This window comes from Luteolibacter rhizosphaerae (assembly GCF_025950095.1).
Lineage (GTDB): Bacteria > Verrucomicrobiota > Verrucomicrobiia > Verrucomicrobiales > Akkermansiaceae > Haloferula > Haloferula rhizosphaerae.
In genome coordinates, this window is sequence record NZ_JAPDDR010000001.1 from 46449 (window position 1) to 62700 (window position 16252).

Here is a 16252-nt window from a genome sequence, read left to right on the forward strand (position 1 = left end):
GGCCATTCCCGGGATGGGTTATTACGAGGGAACCCGGAGATAGCATTGATACCCTATGCCGATCTTTGGAGAAGAGGCCACTACCCGAGGTGGTAGAAATCCGTTCGGCCGCGCGGCGCTGCCTTGCCCGGCAGGTGAAGGATTTCATTTTCTGAGCGGGCCGTGTATTGCTGAGTCACGGCACGCCGCGAAAATGCGGTGCGCGATAGAACCCAAGATGGCTGCCAATTCCTTTCTCCGTGTGATCCGCCGTGTCGGCGGGGGATTGGCATTGCTGTGCTTGCTGGGAACCGGGCGAGGGGAAGAGGCGCCGATCTACACGCCGAAGTTCCTGTCACTGGCGGAGATGCGGCTGGCGGTGGCGGGGAGCGGTCGTGCGAATGCGAGCTATCGTTTGGAGGGAATCGTCTGCGGGGTTTCGAGCGATGGGCGGCTGGTGGCGCTGCAGGATGAATCGGACACGCTGCTGCTGGATTGTCCTTCGCTGCCGAAGGGGATCAGTCCGGGGAAGAGGATTTTGTTGGAAGGTGACCAATGTCCCTTGGCGCGGGGGCGCTATGCGATTCACCTTGGAACGGCACCGCTGATCGAGATCGAGGGGCACCATGCGGAGCTGGCGCGGGCGAACACGATCTACCTGCGCAAGGGCGAGCAGCCGCTGCGGGTGGATTGGTTCAACGGGCTGAATCTCTCCGGGCTCTCGCTGGAATACGAGGGGCCGGGTATCCCGATGCAGAAGGTGCCGGCGGGCGTGCTCTTCCATGATGGCAAGGACGGCAAGCTCGAGCCCGGGCTACGATATGAGTCGTACTTGCGGGACCGCTGGATCGAGGTGGGCGAGATCGACACCACGGAGCCGGCAAGCGAGGGGGTGAGCCCGGTGATCGACATCGGGGTGGCACCGCGCACGAGCAATGTCGGATTGAGTTTCACGGGGAGGATCCGGATCGAGACCGCGGGGATCTACAATTTCCGGATGAGCTCGGATGACGGATCGCGGCTGTTCGTCGGGGATCCGCGTTTTTCCGCTTCGATTATCCCGGACGAGTTTGCGAATCCGCCGCGGCCGGATGACTGGCGGGGTGCTTCCTCGACGACGCGGGGATCGTGGGTGGAGGGTGAGGGCAACGTGACCTTCGCGACGCTCTCGCGCGGGTTGCTCGAGCTTGAGTTGGCGGGGGAGGATTCGAGCTTCCGGGTCACGGTGATGGATCCCGGCAAGTTGAAGCCGGATGATCTGGAACACCGGCGGGTGAAGCTGCTGGGAGTCGGGCGGAGCGAGGGCGTCATCGTTCCGGACTCGAGCCAGCTCCAGATCACCGGGGATTCGATCGGGCATGAGGAGCTGTTGACGCGCGCAGGACAGGTAAGGCGGCTGAAGCCGGAGGAGGCGAAGAAGGCGTATCGAGCGCGTATCCGCGGGGTGGTGACGATGGCGGGGGAGCATTTCCTAGTGATCCAGGATTCGACCGGCGGGATCTATGTCCGCTACACGCCCTCACCTTCGGGCGTGGCACCGCGTGCGGGGGAGCTGTGGGAACTGGAAGGGGTGACCGACCCGGGTGATTTCTCGCCGATGCTGTATGCGGACCGAGCGTCTTATCTGGGAAGTGCGCCGATGCCGGAGGCGGTGCGGCCGACTTGGGAGCAGATTGCCAGTGGTAGCTTGGATGCGGAGTGGGTGGAGCTCGAGGGTGTAGTGGTGTCCTTGCAAGCGACTCACCTGATCCTGCTGACCCGGGACGGTCAGGTGCGGATCAACGACAACACGGTCTACTCGCTACCCTATCGCGAGATGAGCGAAGCCGAGCGGCAAGCGCTGCCCGGCAGCGTGGTGCGCTTGCGTGGCGTATTCACGGCGAACTGGGATAGTAACAGCCGGGTGAATGCCGGGGTATGCCAGATGGGAAATGCCATCATGGCGGTGGATTCGCCGGCACCCGCGGATCCCTTCGCCACCGATTCGCTCCCTGCTGCGGACCTGCTGCTTTTCACTTCGCATACCGGTCTCTTCAAGCGGGTGAGGACGAGCGGGACCTTGCTGCATGCGCGTCCGCCGGAATTCTTCCTGTGGGATGGCAGCCGGGGTTTCCGAGTGGTGAGCCGGGATTCGCCGGTGCTGATTCCGGGTGAAAAGGTGGAGGCGGCGGGCTTCCCGCGGGTAGGCGGACCTTCGCCGATGCTGCTGGAGGCTTACTTGCGGCGGGCCGGTCTGGCCCCCTTGCCCGCGCCGGTCAAAGTGGCTGCGGAGGCACTGCCGAATCCGCGGCTGGATGCGACGCGGGTGACGATCGAGGCCCGGCTCCTGAGCGATTCCATGCGCGAGGAAGAGCGGGTGCTGGAGATGCAGGCGGGGGAGACCCGCTTTATTGCGCGGGTCGCGGCCACGACGGATCGGGAGCGCAAGCCCTTCCAGCGCGGCAGCTTGCTCCAGCTGGCGGGGACTTACGTGACTTCTGCGGCGGATAGCCCCGGCAGCGCGGCGGAACCTTTCGAGCTTTTGCTTAACGGGGCGCAGGACCTCGTCGTGCTGCAACGCGGACCATGGTGGACGCGGCGTCATACGATCGCCACCATTGCGATCCTGGCCGGTGGCTTGTGCATGGCCTTGATCTGGGTGCTGCTGCTGCGGCGCACGGTGAACTTGCGAACCCGCCAGCTTGAGGCGGAAATCGGTGAGCGCCAGTTGGTCGAACGGCATCGTGCCCTTGAGCAGGAGCGGACGCGGGTGGCGCAGGATCTCCATGATGAACTCGGCTCGGGCCTGACCGAAGCGGGGATCCTGACCTCGCTGGTGAAAAATCCGGCGGTGCCTTCCGAAAAGAAGGAGGGCTACCTCGAACAACTCGGGGACGTGTGCAGCGCTCTGGTCACCGGGCTGGATGAAATCGTCTGGGCAGTGAATCCGCGCTACGACTCGGTGGCTGACCTCGCCGGTTACTTTTCGCTCTTTGCGCAACGATTCTTGGAGATCGCGGGCATCACTTGTCGCCTGCAAATCGCGGACAGCGTGGCGGAGCATCCGCTGGGATCGCACCAGCGGCACGATATCTTCCTCGCCTTCAAGGAGGCCTTGAATAACATTGTCCGCCACTCCGGAGCCCGCGAAGTGCGATTGATCATCGAAGTCGCGGGCGGAGACCTGCAAGTCCTCCTCGCGGATGACGGTAAAGGCTTCGCCCCCGGAGCGGCCGCCCCCGGTAGCGACGGGCTCACGGGTATGAAGCAGAGAATGGAAAAACTTGGCGGCGCCTGCCGCATCAGCAGCACTCCCGGCCGCGGCACCACGGTCGGATTCAGTCTCCCCTTGGAAAGGAGCCACGCATGACCAAAGTTGGAATCGTCGAAGACAGCAAAACCACCCGCGAAGGGCTGGCGACCATCATTGATCTCTCGCCGGATTTCCGCTGCGTGTGCTCCTGCGATACTGCGGAGAAGGCGCTGGCGCAGCTACCGAAGCACGCGCCCGAGGTGGTGCTGATGGACATCCAGCTCCCGGGGATGTCGGGGATCGAGTGTGCGGGGCGTTTGAAGAAGCTGCTGCCGGACGTGCAGATCATCATGGTGACGGTGTATGAGGATCCCGACCGGATCTTCAGCGCGCTGCGCAACGGGGCTTCCGGATATCTTTTGAAGCGGTCCGCGCCGGACCAGGTGCTGGCGGCGATCCGCGACGTGCAGCAGGGCGGGGCTCCGATGAGCGGCGAGATCGCGCGCAAGGTGATCCATCACTTCCGCGAGCAGTCAACGACGGCGGCAGAGGTGGACAACCTGACCGTGCGGGAGCGTGAAGTGCTCGAGCTGGTGGCGAACGGCTTCATCAACAAGGAGATCGCCGAGCGTCTCGGGGTGTCCGTGGAAGCGGTGCGCTGGCACCTGAAGCGGATCTACGCGAAGCTGCATGTGCGGACGCGGACCGAGGCGGCGCTGAAGTTGCGCGGGCCGAAGTGAGGCGGGCAGGGCTCCGCGGAATTAAGGATTTCACCGGCGGGAGAGTTATGCTATCTGACCGGTAGTTAGATCTCCCATGAATGTAGAACCCTTGCAGTCGGTTCAGGCTGTTTCGCGCGGGCACGGAACCTCGTGGCGCTTCGTGCTGGCCGTTTTCCTTGCGGCGGTGGCTGCGTTGGCGGCGCTACCGCTGATCGTGGTGAACCTATGGGTGATGCTGATGGCGGGGATGGCTTCCGCGCTAGATCCGGAGCTTTTCGGGCCGAACAATCATCCCTACTGGCGGGTGTTCTGGGCGCCGCCGGTTCTTGCGCTGGTGGCGGTTTTGATCGCGCCGCGTTATCGGAGCCGGGGGATAGTGCTGGGGATGGCCCTGCTGCCCTTGCTGCTGGCGGTGGTGAATTCGCTCTTCTTCTTTAAGCCCACAGGCCCCGTTTTTGCGAGCGGGGGGATGGTCCATGTGGTGAAGGCGGACGGTAGTCCGGCGGGAGGAGCCGAGATCTGGGTAACGAGTTCCAAGGAGGCGCCCACGCTGGCAGGGAAGACGGAGGAGAACGGGAGTTTCTGGCTGAGAGGGGTCAACTTGAAGGGCGGGGAGAGACACTCGATTCTCGCGAGCTGGCGGGAGCGGGGGATGAATGAGACGCAGCGGGGACTGAGCCAGGAGGAGCGGCCGGTGTTTCCGGTGACGATCCGTCTGTCCGAGGAGGAATGAGGGTGAGGATGATCTGAGATCTCAGAGGGGGATGCCTGCGGATCTGTGGCTCCGGGCGAGAAGGCGTGAGAGCATAGGGGATGGCGCCTTGAAGCCGGAGGCGCGAGCAGCCGGAAGGACGAGAGTCCTTCCGCTACAGCGAGGGTGTGATGGGGAGTGAGAGGTGCTTCGCTCGACCGTCCAAGCGGACTGAAGATCCGCGGTCCCGGGGGGGGCGAGAACTCAGGGGACGGCGGTGATGGGGAGCGGAGGCGAGAAGCCGGAAGGACGAGAGTCCTTCCGCTGCGCGAGGTTACTGCGGGAGTTCGTTGGCGGTGTAGAAGGCGAGGCGGTTCTGGAGGGGGGATTTGTCGTCCTTCGATTTGAGATCCTTCGGAAGTTCCAGCTTGTAGATCTTACCGGCGGAGAAATCGTCGAGTTCGACTTCGATGCCGCGCTTGCCGATGGCTTTGATCGACTTCACGCCGTGGTCGCGCTGGTTCTCGGGATCGCTGCCGTAGGTCCACTTGGGTTGGACGGTGAAGGATGAGAACTTCCATGCGTCCTTGTCCTCGAGCTTGTCCGGAATGTCCTTGGTGAAGGTGAGGGTGAAGCCCTTCTTCGTGATCTTGAAGCTCTCGATATCGAAGGGGATGCCGCCTTTCCAGGTGATGCGCTGGAGGCCTTCGGCGGGTGTGCCCCAGCCGCGGACGGTCTGGCCGACGTAGAGCTGCTTGCCATCGGGCGAGAAGCGGAGGCGGTGGTTGCCGGAGCGCAGGCCGTGGTTCTGGATGAAGTGGGTGACGGCGCCTTGAAACTTGCCGTTCACCTTCTCCAGCATCACGCGGGAGATGCGTTCGCCGTTGTTGTCGGGGACGAGCAGTTGCCCGGCGAAGGGACCGAAGGACTCATCGCGGGGAAGTTCCATCGGCTCCCCGGCGGAGCGGTTGATTTCCTGGTTCGGCATCTCCACGGCGGCCTTGGTGCGAGCCTTGTTGTAGGCGTCGAGATCCTTGCGGTAGGTCGCGAGCGGATCCTTGTCTTTCCATGCCTCATCCCAAACGAGGCTGCTGGGATGGCCATAGAACTTGCCCTTCTCGACATGATAGAGCGGGGTGATCGCCTTCCAATCGCCCTGGTTGTCACCGGCCCAGAGGTTGCCATCGGGGTCTTGGTAAATGCCATTGGCCATGCGGAAGCCGCTGGCGACCGGAGTGACGGTGCCCTTGGCATCGGAATGGAGGATCCAGCCCTTCCACTTCACGGACGCGTAATTGCGGCCGCGACGTCCCGCAGCGGAGTAGTCGCCCAGCACATGCTGGAAGGTGGGGCCGGCGTGCGAGGCGGTGCCGATGGAGATGAAGTAGCCGCCCTTGCCGTCCTTCGCCAGGGTATTGGTCTCGTGGTAGTTGCCACTCAGGCCCCAGCCGGCGGCAAAGCGGGTGAAGCGATCGGCCTTGCCGTCCTTGTCGGTATCCTCCACCTCGGTCATCTCCGCCATCTGTGTGATGCGGATCTTGTCGGCGGTCACGGCATCCACTCCGCAGCCGTTGTGAAAGCCGGAGGCGAAGAGCTGCCACTGGAAGCCGTTCGCATCGGAGCTTGGTTTGGCGCGCAGGACATCGCCGCGACGAAGCACGACGTAGAGCGTACCATCCGGGGCGAAGTCGATGCCGCCGACTTCCGGCGGCACGCCGGAGGGGAGGTCGATGTTCTCGACCTTGTAACAATCGTCGAAGCTTGCTGCCGGTGAAGCGGTGGTCGCGATGAGGGCGAGAAGAAGAAACCGCGAACGGGCGCGAATGGACGCGAATGGCTTGTGAGTCATGGTTTCGGGTTTCACTCGGGCTTGGAGAGGGATTGGATGAAGAGAACGAGGGAATCGTATTCCACCTCGGGCAGGCCGAAGGGGGGCATGTAGTTGGGCGGGTAGCCCTTCACGATCTTCGCGTTCGGGTTCTTGATCGATTCGAGCAGATACTCGCGATCCGCCTTCACGGAGTCCGCGCCTTCAAGTTCGACCATGTGATCGGCGAGCCCGCCGACGGAGGGGCCGTGGCCCTTCGAGCCATCAAGGGAGTGGCAGCCGATGCAGCCGTAGTTGTTGAAGAGGGTTTCGCCGGCCTGGACGTTCGGCTTCCGCAGGTCGATCTGCACCTTGTAGCCTTGGTGGGTGCTCAGCGACTTGCCGCTATAAGTGAAGGCGAGCTTGCCCTCACCTTCCGCGACGAAACCACCCTCACGCCACGCGAGCGGTGCCGGAGGATCGCAGGTCACTTCCGCCTCGTAGGAGAGTTCCTTGGCGGAGGGCTTCATCAGCACGGTGACAGTGTGTGCCCCCGCCTTGAACTCCCAGCGAGGAGTGCCCTTTACCAAGCTATAGCCGACATAGGTCGGACCGCCGAGTTCATCGACGCCCTTGCCATCGATCGAGAGCGGGTGCTTGCCCTCCGCCTTGTAGAAGAGGGTGCCGACGAGGCGCGGGATGTAGTCGAAGGAGACGCGGGAGCCGCGCTTCTGGTCGCCCCAGTAGGCGGTCATGTCGAGGAAGCCACCCTGCCAGGCGTAGAGCGGCCGACACTCCGTGGTGTCGAAGGTGTAAGCGAGACCGGGGCCGAAGCTGACCGCGTAGGCAGCGATGATGGCGGGAATGGGCTTCTCTTCGCCGGGAACGTCCTCGCCCTTGCCGGGGTTATATTTCGGAGCCGGGGCGCTGTCGTGGTGCTGGGAGAAGACCGCGGCATCGAGCCCGACATCCGGCAGGTAGGTGCTCAGCACCAAGGGCTCGTCGGCCTTGCCAAGCGGGCGGTTGTCGTAAGTCAGAAGCTGTTCGCCCCATGCGGGCAAGAGGCCTAGGCCGAGAAGGAGCAGGGTTTTACTCATGAGGAAGTCAGCAATGAGGACGGGGCATGATGGCAGAATTTGTCAGACAACGCACCTACCCGAATGAGTCAGCAAGGAGAGATGGAAGATTGTGGACGGTGGATAGGGCTACCGCGGAGGCGCAGAGGTCGCGGAGGAGCGCGGAGTTCTTGAGGGGGAGACCGCGGATGGCGCGGATTTCGCGGATAGGAAAGGCATGTGCGTCGGGAGAATGGTGTGCTTCCGGGTGGAAGCGAGCATGCGGAGGTGGGGAAGTCGTTCGTTCTTCGGGCTTGGCCGCGTGCGAATCCGCGCTGAGACTTGCCCGCGATGCGCGGCTCCGGCGGGCGGTGGAAATTGGACGAACTGATCGACTTCGAAGTCGCCTTGGCGGCTTGGGACGGAAGTTCGCGTCCGGAGGGGCTGAGCGAGGGCGAATCCCGAAGCGCTACCTTCAAGGCTTGGCAGGAGTCTGCGGAGCCGGGGCCGGGGAGATCGTGGGTGTCCGCGCTGAATTGGGCGAGCCGCCTGCTGGCGATCGCCGCGACGATGGCGGGCTTCGGTGCGGCATGGGGGTGCTACGACATGGAGCGGGAGGGGATCCACGTGGTGGTCTTCCTCTGCGTCACGCTCTTCATCCCGTGGCTAATCCTGCTGGCCGGGCTGCTGGCGTGGATTTTCCGCCCGTCCAGCGGCGGGATGGCGGGGCCGCTGCTGAAGAAGCTGGCGAACCGGTTCTCCGGCGAGAAGGGGCGCGAGGTGATGGCGCGGATCGAGGGAAACCCCGAGCTGGCCCGGGCGCTGGGCTGGCGAATCGCATCCCGCACGCAGAAGGCGGCGGCGGACTACCACTTCGGCGCCTTCATCGCGCTCTCCGTGCTCTATTTCTTCCGGCGTGTGGGCTTCTTCTGGGAGACCACGACCGAGACCGCGATGCAGGAATTCCTGAGCACGGCGGTGAAGGTCCTCTCGGCCCCATGGGCATGGTTCGAGCCGCGCGCGGTGCCGAACATCGCTGCCAGCCGCCGTGAGGCGGGCTGGGAAGGCGGCGGGGCGGACTGGATGTATTTCCTGCTGCTGGCGCTGATGGTGTGGGGGATCCTGCCGCGCTGGGTGCTGGCGAATTTCGCGGTCTTCAAGGAACGGCGGACCCTGCGCGATCCCGCCTTCCAAGCGCCGTTGCACCGCAAGCTGTGGCGGGTGCTCACCGGGGTGCGACGCGGGAGCGAGCCGGAAAGACCGGCGGATGGCGCGCTGGTGATTGATCTGGGAGGCATCTCGCCGGACCGCGGGGCTCTGCGACCTTTCTTCCTGCGCCACCTGCGGATGAATCCGGTGGCTTGGGAGACGCTCGATGTGCTCGACACGGGGCGCGAGGAGTCCGCGCGGACCGCACTGGGCAAGGCCCCGGCGGGAATCGTGCTGGTAGCCGAAGGTTGGTCGCTGGCGCCACGGCGGATGGAAGAGACCCTGAAGCGCGTGCTGGAGGCGGCGGGAGGCCGCCGGCTGGTGATCCACATCGCCGATTTCGACAAGCAGGGGCGGCCCCGTGAGGTGAAGGCGGACGAGCGCGCCGCCTGGGAAGCTTTCCTGGACGGACAGAAGGGCCTTGATGTCGAGCTAAGCATCCACGAAGAGGACCGCACATGGGCACCTGGCTGAGCGACGAGATCCCCGCATTTGCCGTGGTGGGCCGTGTGAACGCGGGCAAATCCGCCACGCTGGCGACGCTGCTGGAGATCGATGACGACGAGCTCCTGCGGGTGAGCGCGACCCCGGGTGAGACGACCAACGTGCTGCCGCTGCCGGTGAGCTACGATGGGGAGGAGCTGATGCGCTTCCTGGATACTCCCGGCTTCCAACAGCCGGTGGAGGCGATGCGCGAGATCCAGAAGCTGGCCGGGAGCGGGGTGCCGGGGCCGGCGGAGATCGCGCGTTTCACCCGCGAGTGCCGCCAGCGTTTCCCCGATGAGGTGCGCCTGCTGGAGCCGCTGGTGGAGGGGGCGGGCGTGATCTACGTGGTGGATCCCTGTCGGCCGCTACGGGATACCTTCCTGGCGGAGATCGAGATCCTGCGTTGGACCGGTCGGCCGCGTCTGGCACTGCTGAATCCGCAGTCCGAACCCAGCCCCGAGCTGGAACGCGAGTGGCGCGAGCGACTGGGAACGGCCTTCAACCTGGTGCGCAGCTTCGATGCACACCGGGCGCGCTATGACGAGCGCCGCCGCCTGCTGGAGTCCCTGCTGCAAATCGAAGAACACCACGCGAAGCACATCCAGCGGGTGATCGACGCGATGGCAAACGAGATGGACGAGCGCCGCGAAGAAGCGGCGGAAGCGATTTTGGATTTCCTGGAGAAGTCACTGACCCTGCGGGTGAGCGAGCCGATCGACGTGCGCGACCGCAGCGTGCCCTCCCGCGGGGAAAAGAAGCGGGCGGAGCTGGAAGAGCGGTACTTCAAGAAGCTGGCCGATCTGGAGCAGGCCTGCCTGAAGCGCTTGCTGAAGACCTACCGCCACCACTTGCTGAAGGCGGAAGTGGACCCGGAGCGCCATAGCGGGCTGAACCTGGCGATGGCGGAAACCTGGCGGAAGTGGGGCCTGAACCGCTGGCAACTGGCGGCTGCCGGAGCGGTGGCCGGCGGTGCCGCGGGTGCGGTCTTCGATCTGGGGGTGGGCGTGCACAGTCTCGGCGCGGGCACGGTGATCGGGGCGATCGGTGGTGGAACAGCGGCGTTCTTCAAGGGCGGCGCGCTGCCGGAGCTGCGGATCAAGGGCGTGGGTCTGGGCAAGATCCAGAGCGACGGGCAAGCGCTGGAAGCAGGTCCGCCGGAGAGCCCGAATTTCGCGTGGGTGCTGCTGGACTCGATGCTGCTGCGACACCGGGGAATTCTTGCGCGGGCGCACGGCAGGCGGGATGAGGCCGCGTTGGATCTGGAGGATGAGGAGAGCCTGGTGCGCAATTTCCCCGCAGCTCGACGTGCGCTTTTGCAGAAGTGGTTCGCGAGTTGCCTGAAGGGTTCGCCCGACCGGGGCAAGGAGCCGGAGGTCTTCGCCGAACTGGTGAAGGCGCTGGAGGAGGCGGAGGGCGAGGTCTAACGATTGTCCCGTCCTTGCGGAGCGCCGGGGGCCGTGTTACCCCCTGCGGCGGATGGGAAGCTCTGACAGGGATTACTTTCGCGACGAAGAGGCACGCTACGCCAGGCAAGGGCCGGGCATGCCGCCGGTGACGAAGTTCCTTCTGTGGGCGATCATCGTGATCTTCGTGGTGGACTGGTTGATCCTGCAGGAGGCGATCTCGCGGATTCTCGCGTTCCAAGTCGCCACGGCCTTTGGCCAAGGAAAGATCTGGGAGCTGGTGACCTTCCAGTTCTTGCACGGGAGTCCGGGGCACTTGGTCTTCAATTGCTTTGCCCTCTATACCTTCGGCCCTTGGCTGGAGCGTTGGTGGGGGAGCCGCCGCTTCACCGCCTACTACCTGATCTGCGGAGCAGGGGGAGCGCTGCTCTACACGCTGCTGGGCGGGCTGGGGATTGTGATGCCGGGCGGGAGCCTGGTCGGGGCTTCGGCTGGTATCTACGGCTGCCTCGTGGGTGCGGCGGTGATCGATCCAAAGGTGCAGCTCCAGCTCTTCCTGATCCCCTTCACGCTCACGGTCAGAAAGCTGGCGCTGATTCTCTTGGGCATTTCGGTGCTGGTGATCATCGGCGGCTTGCTCTCGGGGGATGCGATGTTTGACAACGCGGGCGGCGAGGCCGGGCATCTGGGCGGCGCGATCCTAGGATTCCTGCTGGTGAAGTATCCCTTCCTGCTGCGGAAGGGGGAGAGAGCGAAAGGATCGAAGATCCTGCATCCCCCGGAATTCAAGCGGAAGCCGAAGACGAGGTCGAAGCTCGCGCCGCGCACGAAATTGGAGATCGCGACAGCGAGCGAGGTGGACCGCATCCTCGACAAGATCAACCGCGAGGGAATCCAGAGCCTGACCGCGAAGGAGAAAGAGATCCTGAACGAAGCTGGGAAATCCAAGAAAGACCGATGACTGACGCCGAGATGATCGAATGCCGCGAGCCGGGCCGCCAGATGGAACGGCTGCGCGCCATCATGCACCGCTTGCGCGCGCCCGGAGGTTGTCCTTGGGATGCAGAGCAGACTCACGGGAGCCTGGTGACGAACCTGATCGAGGAAGCCTACGAAACGGTGGATGCGATCCAGCGCTGCGACATGGAGCATCTAGAAGAGGAACTCGGTGACCTGCTGCTGCAGGTGATCTTCCACAGCGAACTGGCGGAGGAGGCGAAACGCTTCAATCTGGACGATGTGGCGCGGGGGATCTCGGAGAAGCTGGTGAGGCGTCATCCGCATGTATTCGGGGAGTCCAGTGCCGGTACGTCGGACGCCGTACTTCAGCAGTGGGACGAGATCAAACGGGGCGAGAAAGGGACGACGGATCAGCCTTATCTCCACGGGGTGGGCAAAGGATTGCCCGCGCTGCTGCGGGCCTCGAAGCTGCAGAAGAAGGCGGCGAAGGTGGGATTCGATTGGCCGACGCAGACGGGCGTGCTGGCGAAGATCCGCGAGGAGATTCTCGAACTTGAAGCCGCGGTGGACGAGCAGGACCTGGCTGCGGTGGATGAGGAACTGGGTGACCTTCTGTTCTCGGTGGTGAATCTGGCGCGCTTCCGGAAGCTGGATCCGGAGGTGGTGATGGCGGCGGCGAACGAGAAGTTCGAGCGACGCTTCAACGAGATGGAGAGCCGGCTCAAAGCGAAGGGGAAGACTCTGGAGCAGGCGAGCGAGTCCGAGATGGACGATGCCTGGGAGGCAGCGAAGAAGGCGCGATAGATCAGGCGGCGGGCAGGGCGATCTGATCGGCGAGCGGGAGGATTTCCGCGCGGATCTTCAGGTGGCCAGGAGCAAGGCTCATCCAGCGGAAGCCGGGGGCCGCGGCGTCCGCGAAGACGACATTCTTCCGCTGTGAATCCGCGATGCGGAGGACCGCGCCTTCCGAATCGAGGAAGGCGGGACGGAAGGCGGCGGTGGCGCGGTGCAGGCCGGAGCAGACCTCGACTTCGAGGCAGCGGCAGGCATCGAGCGCGGAGAGGATCTCCCAAGGGATGCCGGTGCTGGCCGGCGAGGTGTGATGCCAGTCATCGAGCCAGGCACCGGCGTGGAGGCGGCGGCCTTCGCGGGCCTCGATGGGGATGCCTCGGAAACCTTCGATGATCGAGCGCATGAGGCGGGAGTCCCAGCGCTGGTGTTCGAGACGGATGGAGAGGTCGATCTCCCCGCCGGGGCGGGCGGTGGCGAGGAGGGGAACGAAGTCATCAGGATCGGGCAGGAGATAGACGTGGTGCGCTTGCTGGAGATCGCTTTCCAAGCCGCTGATGGCATCGCGCAGTAGATTCCATCCGCCGCGGCCATCGGCGACGCAGAGGCCGAAGCTGCAGGTTTTCGCGAGGCTGAGGCCCTGTTGCTTCAGGACGAGGGTGCCCTCGCCGAGTTGGCAGAGGAGATTCAGCAAGTGCGGGGTGGGGCCTTGCAGGCGGTAGGCGGGGCCGGCGGACTTGGCGTGAATGGTTCCGGACATGGTGCGACTTTAGGCAGCGCCCGCGTGTCGCGCTTCCGCGGGCTTGCGAAAGACTGGCGCTGGATTGTCTTGCAGCGCGTCTCTGGAAAATGAGCGCCAAGCGGTGTAAGGCTAACGCTTGTCGGCGCGTTGAAGCCATCCCTTGCCATGAAACGGATATTGATCGTCTTGCTTGTGTTCTTCTCCGTGGTGTTGCCCGTACGTGCCGCGGACTTCGCCTCGGAGATGGTGGAGGCGACCTTCAAGTTCTTCCACGACGATTCGACCTCGACCTGCTTCCTAGTGAAGCGTGCGGCTCCGGATAAGGCGTTGTACTTGGTAACGACGGCGCACACGGTGGAGCGGACGAAAGGGGAGACGGCGATCCTGGTGCTGCGGGAGGCGCAGGAGGACGGCTCGTATCTGCGGCGGGATCACACGCTGAAGATTCGCGAGGGAGAAAAGCCGCTATGGGTGAGGCACAAGGACCAGGATGTGGCGGTGCTGAAGATCGAGGGTGCGCTGCCGGTGTCGGTGACGCCGCTGGCGGAAGGAGCTTTGTTAGATGAGGCGGCCTTGAAGGCGGCGGGAGTGCACATTTGCAGTCCACTGTTCCTGCTGACCTATCCGCAGCGGTTCGAGGCGAACGGCGCGGGCTTTCCGGTGGCGCGGCAGGGGATCTTCGCGAGTCCGCCGCTGCTGCCGGTGAAGACGCATCCGACCTTCCTCGGTGACTTCACCACCTTTGCGGGGGATAGCGGCGGGCCGGTATTCATCCCGGGCGCTGACGGGCATCCGCGGGTGGCGGGAATCGTGATCGCGCAGCATCACCATGAGGACAAGGTGAAGAGCGAGTTCGAGGAGCGCATGGTGCGGCATCCGCTCGGGATGGGGATCATCCTGCATGCCAGCTATGTGCGGGAAGCGCTCGCTCTGGCGGCGGAGAAGTAGTGCTAGCGGGCGGGTTGCTGGACGCCGGAAGGGCTGAGGACGAGATCGTCCGCCGTGTAAGGCGAGCGGTCCGGGCCGGATGAGCGCAGGGCGAGCTGGCGGTAGGCCTCCGGGTGGACGACGACGGCCGAACCCCAGCGGTCGATGATCGAGCCATCCTTGCCGAAGATGGGGTGGTCTTCTCTAACAAAGATTTCGCGGTTTGGGTTGTCCCCGCGGAGGGCGGCGGCGAGATCGGGATTGCCGCCGATGGGGTGGCGGCTGCCGTCCTTCACCACCGAGAAGTAGCCGGTGACCACGCGGTGGATCTTGCGGAGATCCTCGATGGGAGGTGAGGCGGGGTCGCCGTAGCCATCGAGGATGGACTCGGCGGCGCTGGGCTGCGGCGGCACGGGGAACTCAATCCGGTTTGTCGGGCGGATAGCCACGGGCGGCGGCGGGGATGCGGGCATGGCGGCATCCTCCCGCCAGGCGAGCCAGAGCAAGGCGCCGACTGCCGCGAGCAGAACGAGAAAGAGAAGGACGCGAATCCGCTTCATGGGCACCGTAGCTCGGGAAGACGGCACAGTGATCCCGCCATCCGGGGTGGGAAGGGCACGGAGCAACCGGTGGGTTTGGTCCGCAGGGCAGCGGTTTTCTCCCTCACGGAGAGCATGCCGGGTTTTGCAGCACTCATGGGTACCGGCAGGCTAACGGACCGGGCGGGGCTTGCCAGCCGATTCTTGAGTGACGCATGCGCCGCCCGGGGCCGGGCTGCTAGGCGAGGAAGCCAACCGGATGCGTGGAGCTGGCGGGATCGTAGAAGTTCCGGATATTCGGCAGCACGCTGTCCATGTCTCCAGCGGTGACACCGAACCAGCGGAGCAGCTCGCAGAAGTATTCGTCGGCGGAGAGCTTCGGGAAGATGCGTCCGCCGCGACCGATGTCGTCGGGCCCGTCGATGACGAGCGAGGGGTAGCTGCCGCGGACCTGGCCGCCGGTCAGCGGGCCGCCCATGACGATCTGGTTGCCGGACCAGGCGTGGTCGGTGCCTTGGCCGTTCGAGCGCAGGGTGCGGCCGAAGTCGGAGGCGGTGAAGGTGATCACGTCGTTCGCCAGGCCGAGGGTTTCGAGGCAGGTCTGGAAGGCGTAGAGGGCACCGTCCAGCACCGCGAGCATGTTGCCGTGATTTTCTAACAGCTCGGCGTGGTGGTCCCAGCCGCCAAATTCGATGAAGAGGGTCTGGCGGGCGAGCTTGAGCTGCTGGCGAATCGCGATAGTTTTCACCGCTGCGCGAAATTGCCCGGAGATGTAGTGATTCGGGAAGGGGGCGTTCGCGATCACGGTGGCCACGTTCTGGCCGTTCAAGGTGCCCGGCGCCGCGTAGTGCTGCTGGAACTCGGCACCGCGCTCGATGCTGTTCGAGGTGATGCGGCCGTGGGTGCGGTGGAAGAGATTGCTGTAATGGTCCTCAAGCGGGCTGGCGATGATGTCGCGCATCGCCTGGTCCTTGGCATTGTGCAGCGGGGAATTGCCATCGGCGCCGGTGAAGCCGAGCGCGCCCTCGCCGGTGATGACGAACTGGCCCTCGCTCTGGCCGATCTGGAAGGCGGAATTCCCTGCGACGGAGAAGTTCATCGGCATGTAGTAGCCGGCGGTCTGCTCGGTATTGAGCGTGGAGTGGATCACGTCCGCGGCGCGACCGCCCCAACCGCTGAGCACCTGCATGCCCTGCGGCACGGAGGTCTGCCATTGTTCGATCTGGTCGCGATGGGAGAAGAGGGCCTTGGGCAGGGCGACGCTGCCATTGAGGTAGGCTTGCTTGCTGGTGATCGGCTCGATGAGGGTGCCGACGTTGGCGAGGAAGGAGACGCGCTTCTTTCCGGCGAGGATGCCCGGGCCGGTGCCGTTGAACATCTCCGCCAGCCGCTGGCAGGAGGGATGCAGGCCGTAGTTGGTGTTAGTGAGAGTCCGGAGCTGGGCTTGAGGAATCGCGAGATTCGAGCGCGAGGCCGCATACTCGGCGTAGTTGCCGGTGCGGGGAATCAGCATGTTGAAGGTATCGCAGCCGCCGGCGAGGAAGACGCAAACGAGCGACTTGCGCTGGCCGCCGAAGCCGCCCTGTGCCGCGGCGTGATTCGCCATGGTGAGGTTCAGCAGGGTGGAGAGCACCGAGGTCGAACCGATGGCGGCGCAACTGGCTTCTCCAAGGAATTGGCGGCGGGAACGCATGAAGATGTGAGAGAGATG

Annotated in this window: 13 protein-coding genes; 8 read left to right on the forward strand and 5 right to left on the reverse strand. The window is 64.5% G+C overall.

From position 1 onward, the window contains the following. Positions 1-217 precede the first annotated feature (217 nt). The 3 genes from OJ996_RS00170 to OJ996_RS00180 all read left to right on the forward strand — a co-directional run bounded on the left by OJ996_RS00170 (position 218) and on the right by OJ996_RS00180 (position 4666). Positions 218-3328: an ATP-binding protein gene (locus OJ996_RS00170; RefSeq protein ID WP_264509917.1), complete on the forward strand. Its 3111-nt coding sequence runs from the start codon at positions 218-220 to the stop codon at positions 3326-3328. Continuing rightward, on the forward strand, positions 3325-3951 hold the full coding sequence (locus OJ996_RS00175) for a response regulator transcription factor (RefSeq protein WP_264509919.1): 627 nt from the start codon (positions 3325-3327) through the stop codon (positions 3949-3951). Before OJ996_RS00170 ends, OJ996_RS00175 begins: the two co-directional genes overlap by 4 nt. Before the next feature lie 76 nt (positions 3952-4027). Beyond that, complete coding sequence (locus OJ996_RS00180) at positions 4028-4666, forward strand: carboxypeptidase-like regulatory domain-containing protein (RefSeq protein WP_264509921.1); 639 nt, start codon at positions 4028-4030, stop codon at positions 4664-4666. Between the two features lie 292 nt (positions 4667-4958). Here the strand turns inward: OJ996_RS00180 and OJ996_RS00185 are convergent, their stop codons facing one another. Together OJ996_RS00185 and OJ996_RS00190 are read right to left on the reverse strand one after the other, a co-directional pair. Next, a complete protein-coding gene (locus OJ996_RS00185) occupies positions 4959-6488 on the reverse strand; it encodes a PQQ-dependent sugar dehydrogenase family protein (RefSeq protein WP_264509923.1) in 1530 nt (509 codons plus the stop codon). Then, the gene (locus tag OJ996_RS00190; RefSeq protein WP_264509925.1) at positions 6485-7528 is read right to left on the reverse strand and encodes a c-type cytochrome; all 1044 of its coding nucleotides are present in this window, start codon (positions 7526-7528) and stop codon (positions 6485-6487) included. Before OJ996_RS00190 ends, OJ996_RS00185 begins: the two co-directional genes overlap by 4 nt. Before the next feature lie 309 nt (positions 7529-7837). On the opposite strand from OJ996_RS00190, the gene OJ996_RS00195 reads away from it, so the two are divergent. From OJ996_RS00195 to mazG, 4 genes are read left to right on the forward strand one after another with little or no spacing between them, the layout of a single operon-like run. Next, positions 7838-9169 carry a DUF2868 domain-containing protein gene (locus tag OJ996_RS00195; protein WP_264509927.1) on the forward strand — a complete coding sequence of 444 codons (1332 nt, stop codon included), beginning with the start codon at positions 7838-7840 and terminating at the stop codon, positions 9167-9169. Then, the gene (locus tag OJ996_RS00200) at positions 9154-10605 is read left to right on the forward strand and encodes a GTPase/DUF3482 domain-containing protein (RefSeq protein WP_264509929.1); all 1452 of its coding nucleotides are present in this window, start codon (positions 9154-9156) and stop codon (positions 10603-10605) included. The genes OJ996_RS00195 and OJ996_RS00200 overlap by 16 nt, the downstream gene beginning before the upstream one ends. Positions 10606-10657: 52 nt before the next feature. Next, complete coding sequence (locus OJ996_RS00205; RefSeq protein ID WP_264509931.1) at positions 10658-11545, forward strand: rhomboid family intramembrane serine protease; 888 nt, start codon at positions 10658-10660, stop codon at positions 11543-11545. Beyond that, positions 11542-12348 carry a nucleoside triphosphate pyrophosphohydrolase gene (gene mazG / locus OJ996_RS00210; RefSeq protein ID WP_264509933.1) on the forward strand — a complete coding sequence of 269 codons (807 nt, stop codon included), beginning with the start codon at positions 11542-11544 and terminating at the stop codon, positions 12346-12348. Before OJ996_RS00205 ends, mazG begins: the two co-directional genes overlap by 4 nt. Position 12349: 1 nt before the next feature. Here the strand turns inward: mazG and OJ996_RS00215 are convergent, their stop codons facing one another. Beyond that, the gene (locus tag OJ996_RS00215) at positions 12350-13093 is read right to left on the reverse strand and encodes a hypothetical protein (protein WP_264509935.1); all 744 of its coding nucleotides are present in this window, start codon (positions 13091-13093) and stop codon (positions 12350-12352) included. A gap of 147 nt (positions 13094-13240) precedes the next feature. Between OJ996_RS00215 and OJ996_RS00220 the strand changes: the two genes are divergently transcribed. After that, a complete protein-coding gene (locus OJ996_RS00220; protein ID WP_264509937.1) occupies positions 13241-14023 on the forward strand; it encodes a trypsin-like peptidase domain-containing protein in 783 nt (260 codons plus the stop codon). A 2-nt stretch (positions 14024-14025) separates the two neighbouring features. Here the strand turns inward: OJ996_RS00220 and OJ996_RS00225 are convergent, their stop codons facing one another. Then, complete coding sequence (locus OJ996_RS00225; protein ID WP_264509939.1) at positions 14026-14562, reverse strand: hypothetical protein; 537 nt, start codon at positions 14560-14562, stop codon at positions 14026-14028. 217 nt (positions 14563-14779) lie between these two features. Then, positions 14780-16234 carry a DUF1501 domain-containing protein gene (locus OJ996_RS00230; RefSeq protein WP_264509941.1) on the reverse strand — a complete coding sequence of 485 codons (1455 nt, stop codon included), beginning with the start codon at positions 16232-16234 and terminating at the stop codon, positions 14780-14782. Between the last annotated feature and the right edge of the window lie 18 nt (positions 16235-16252).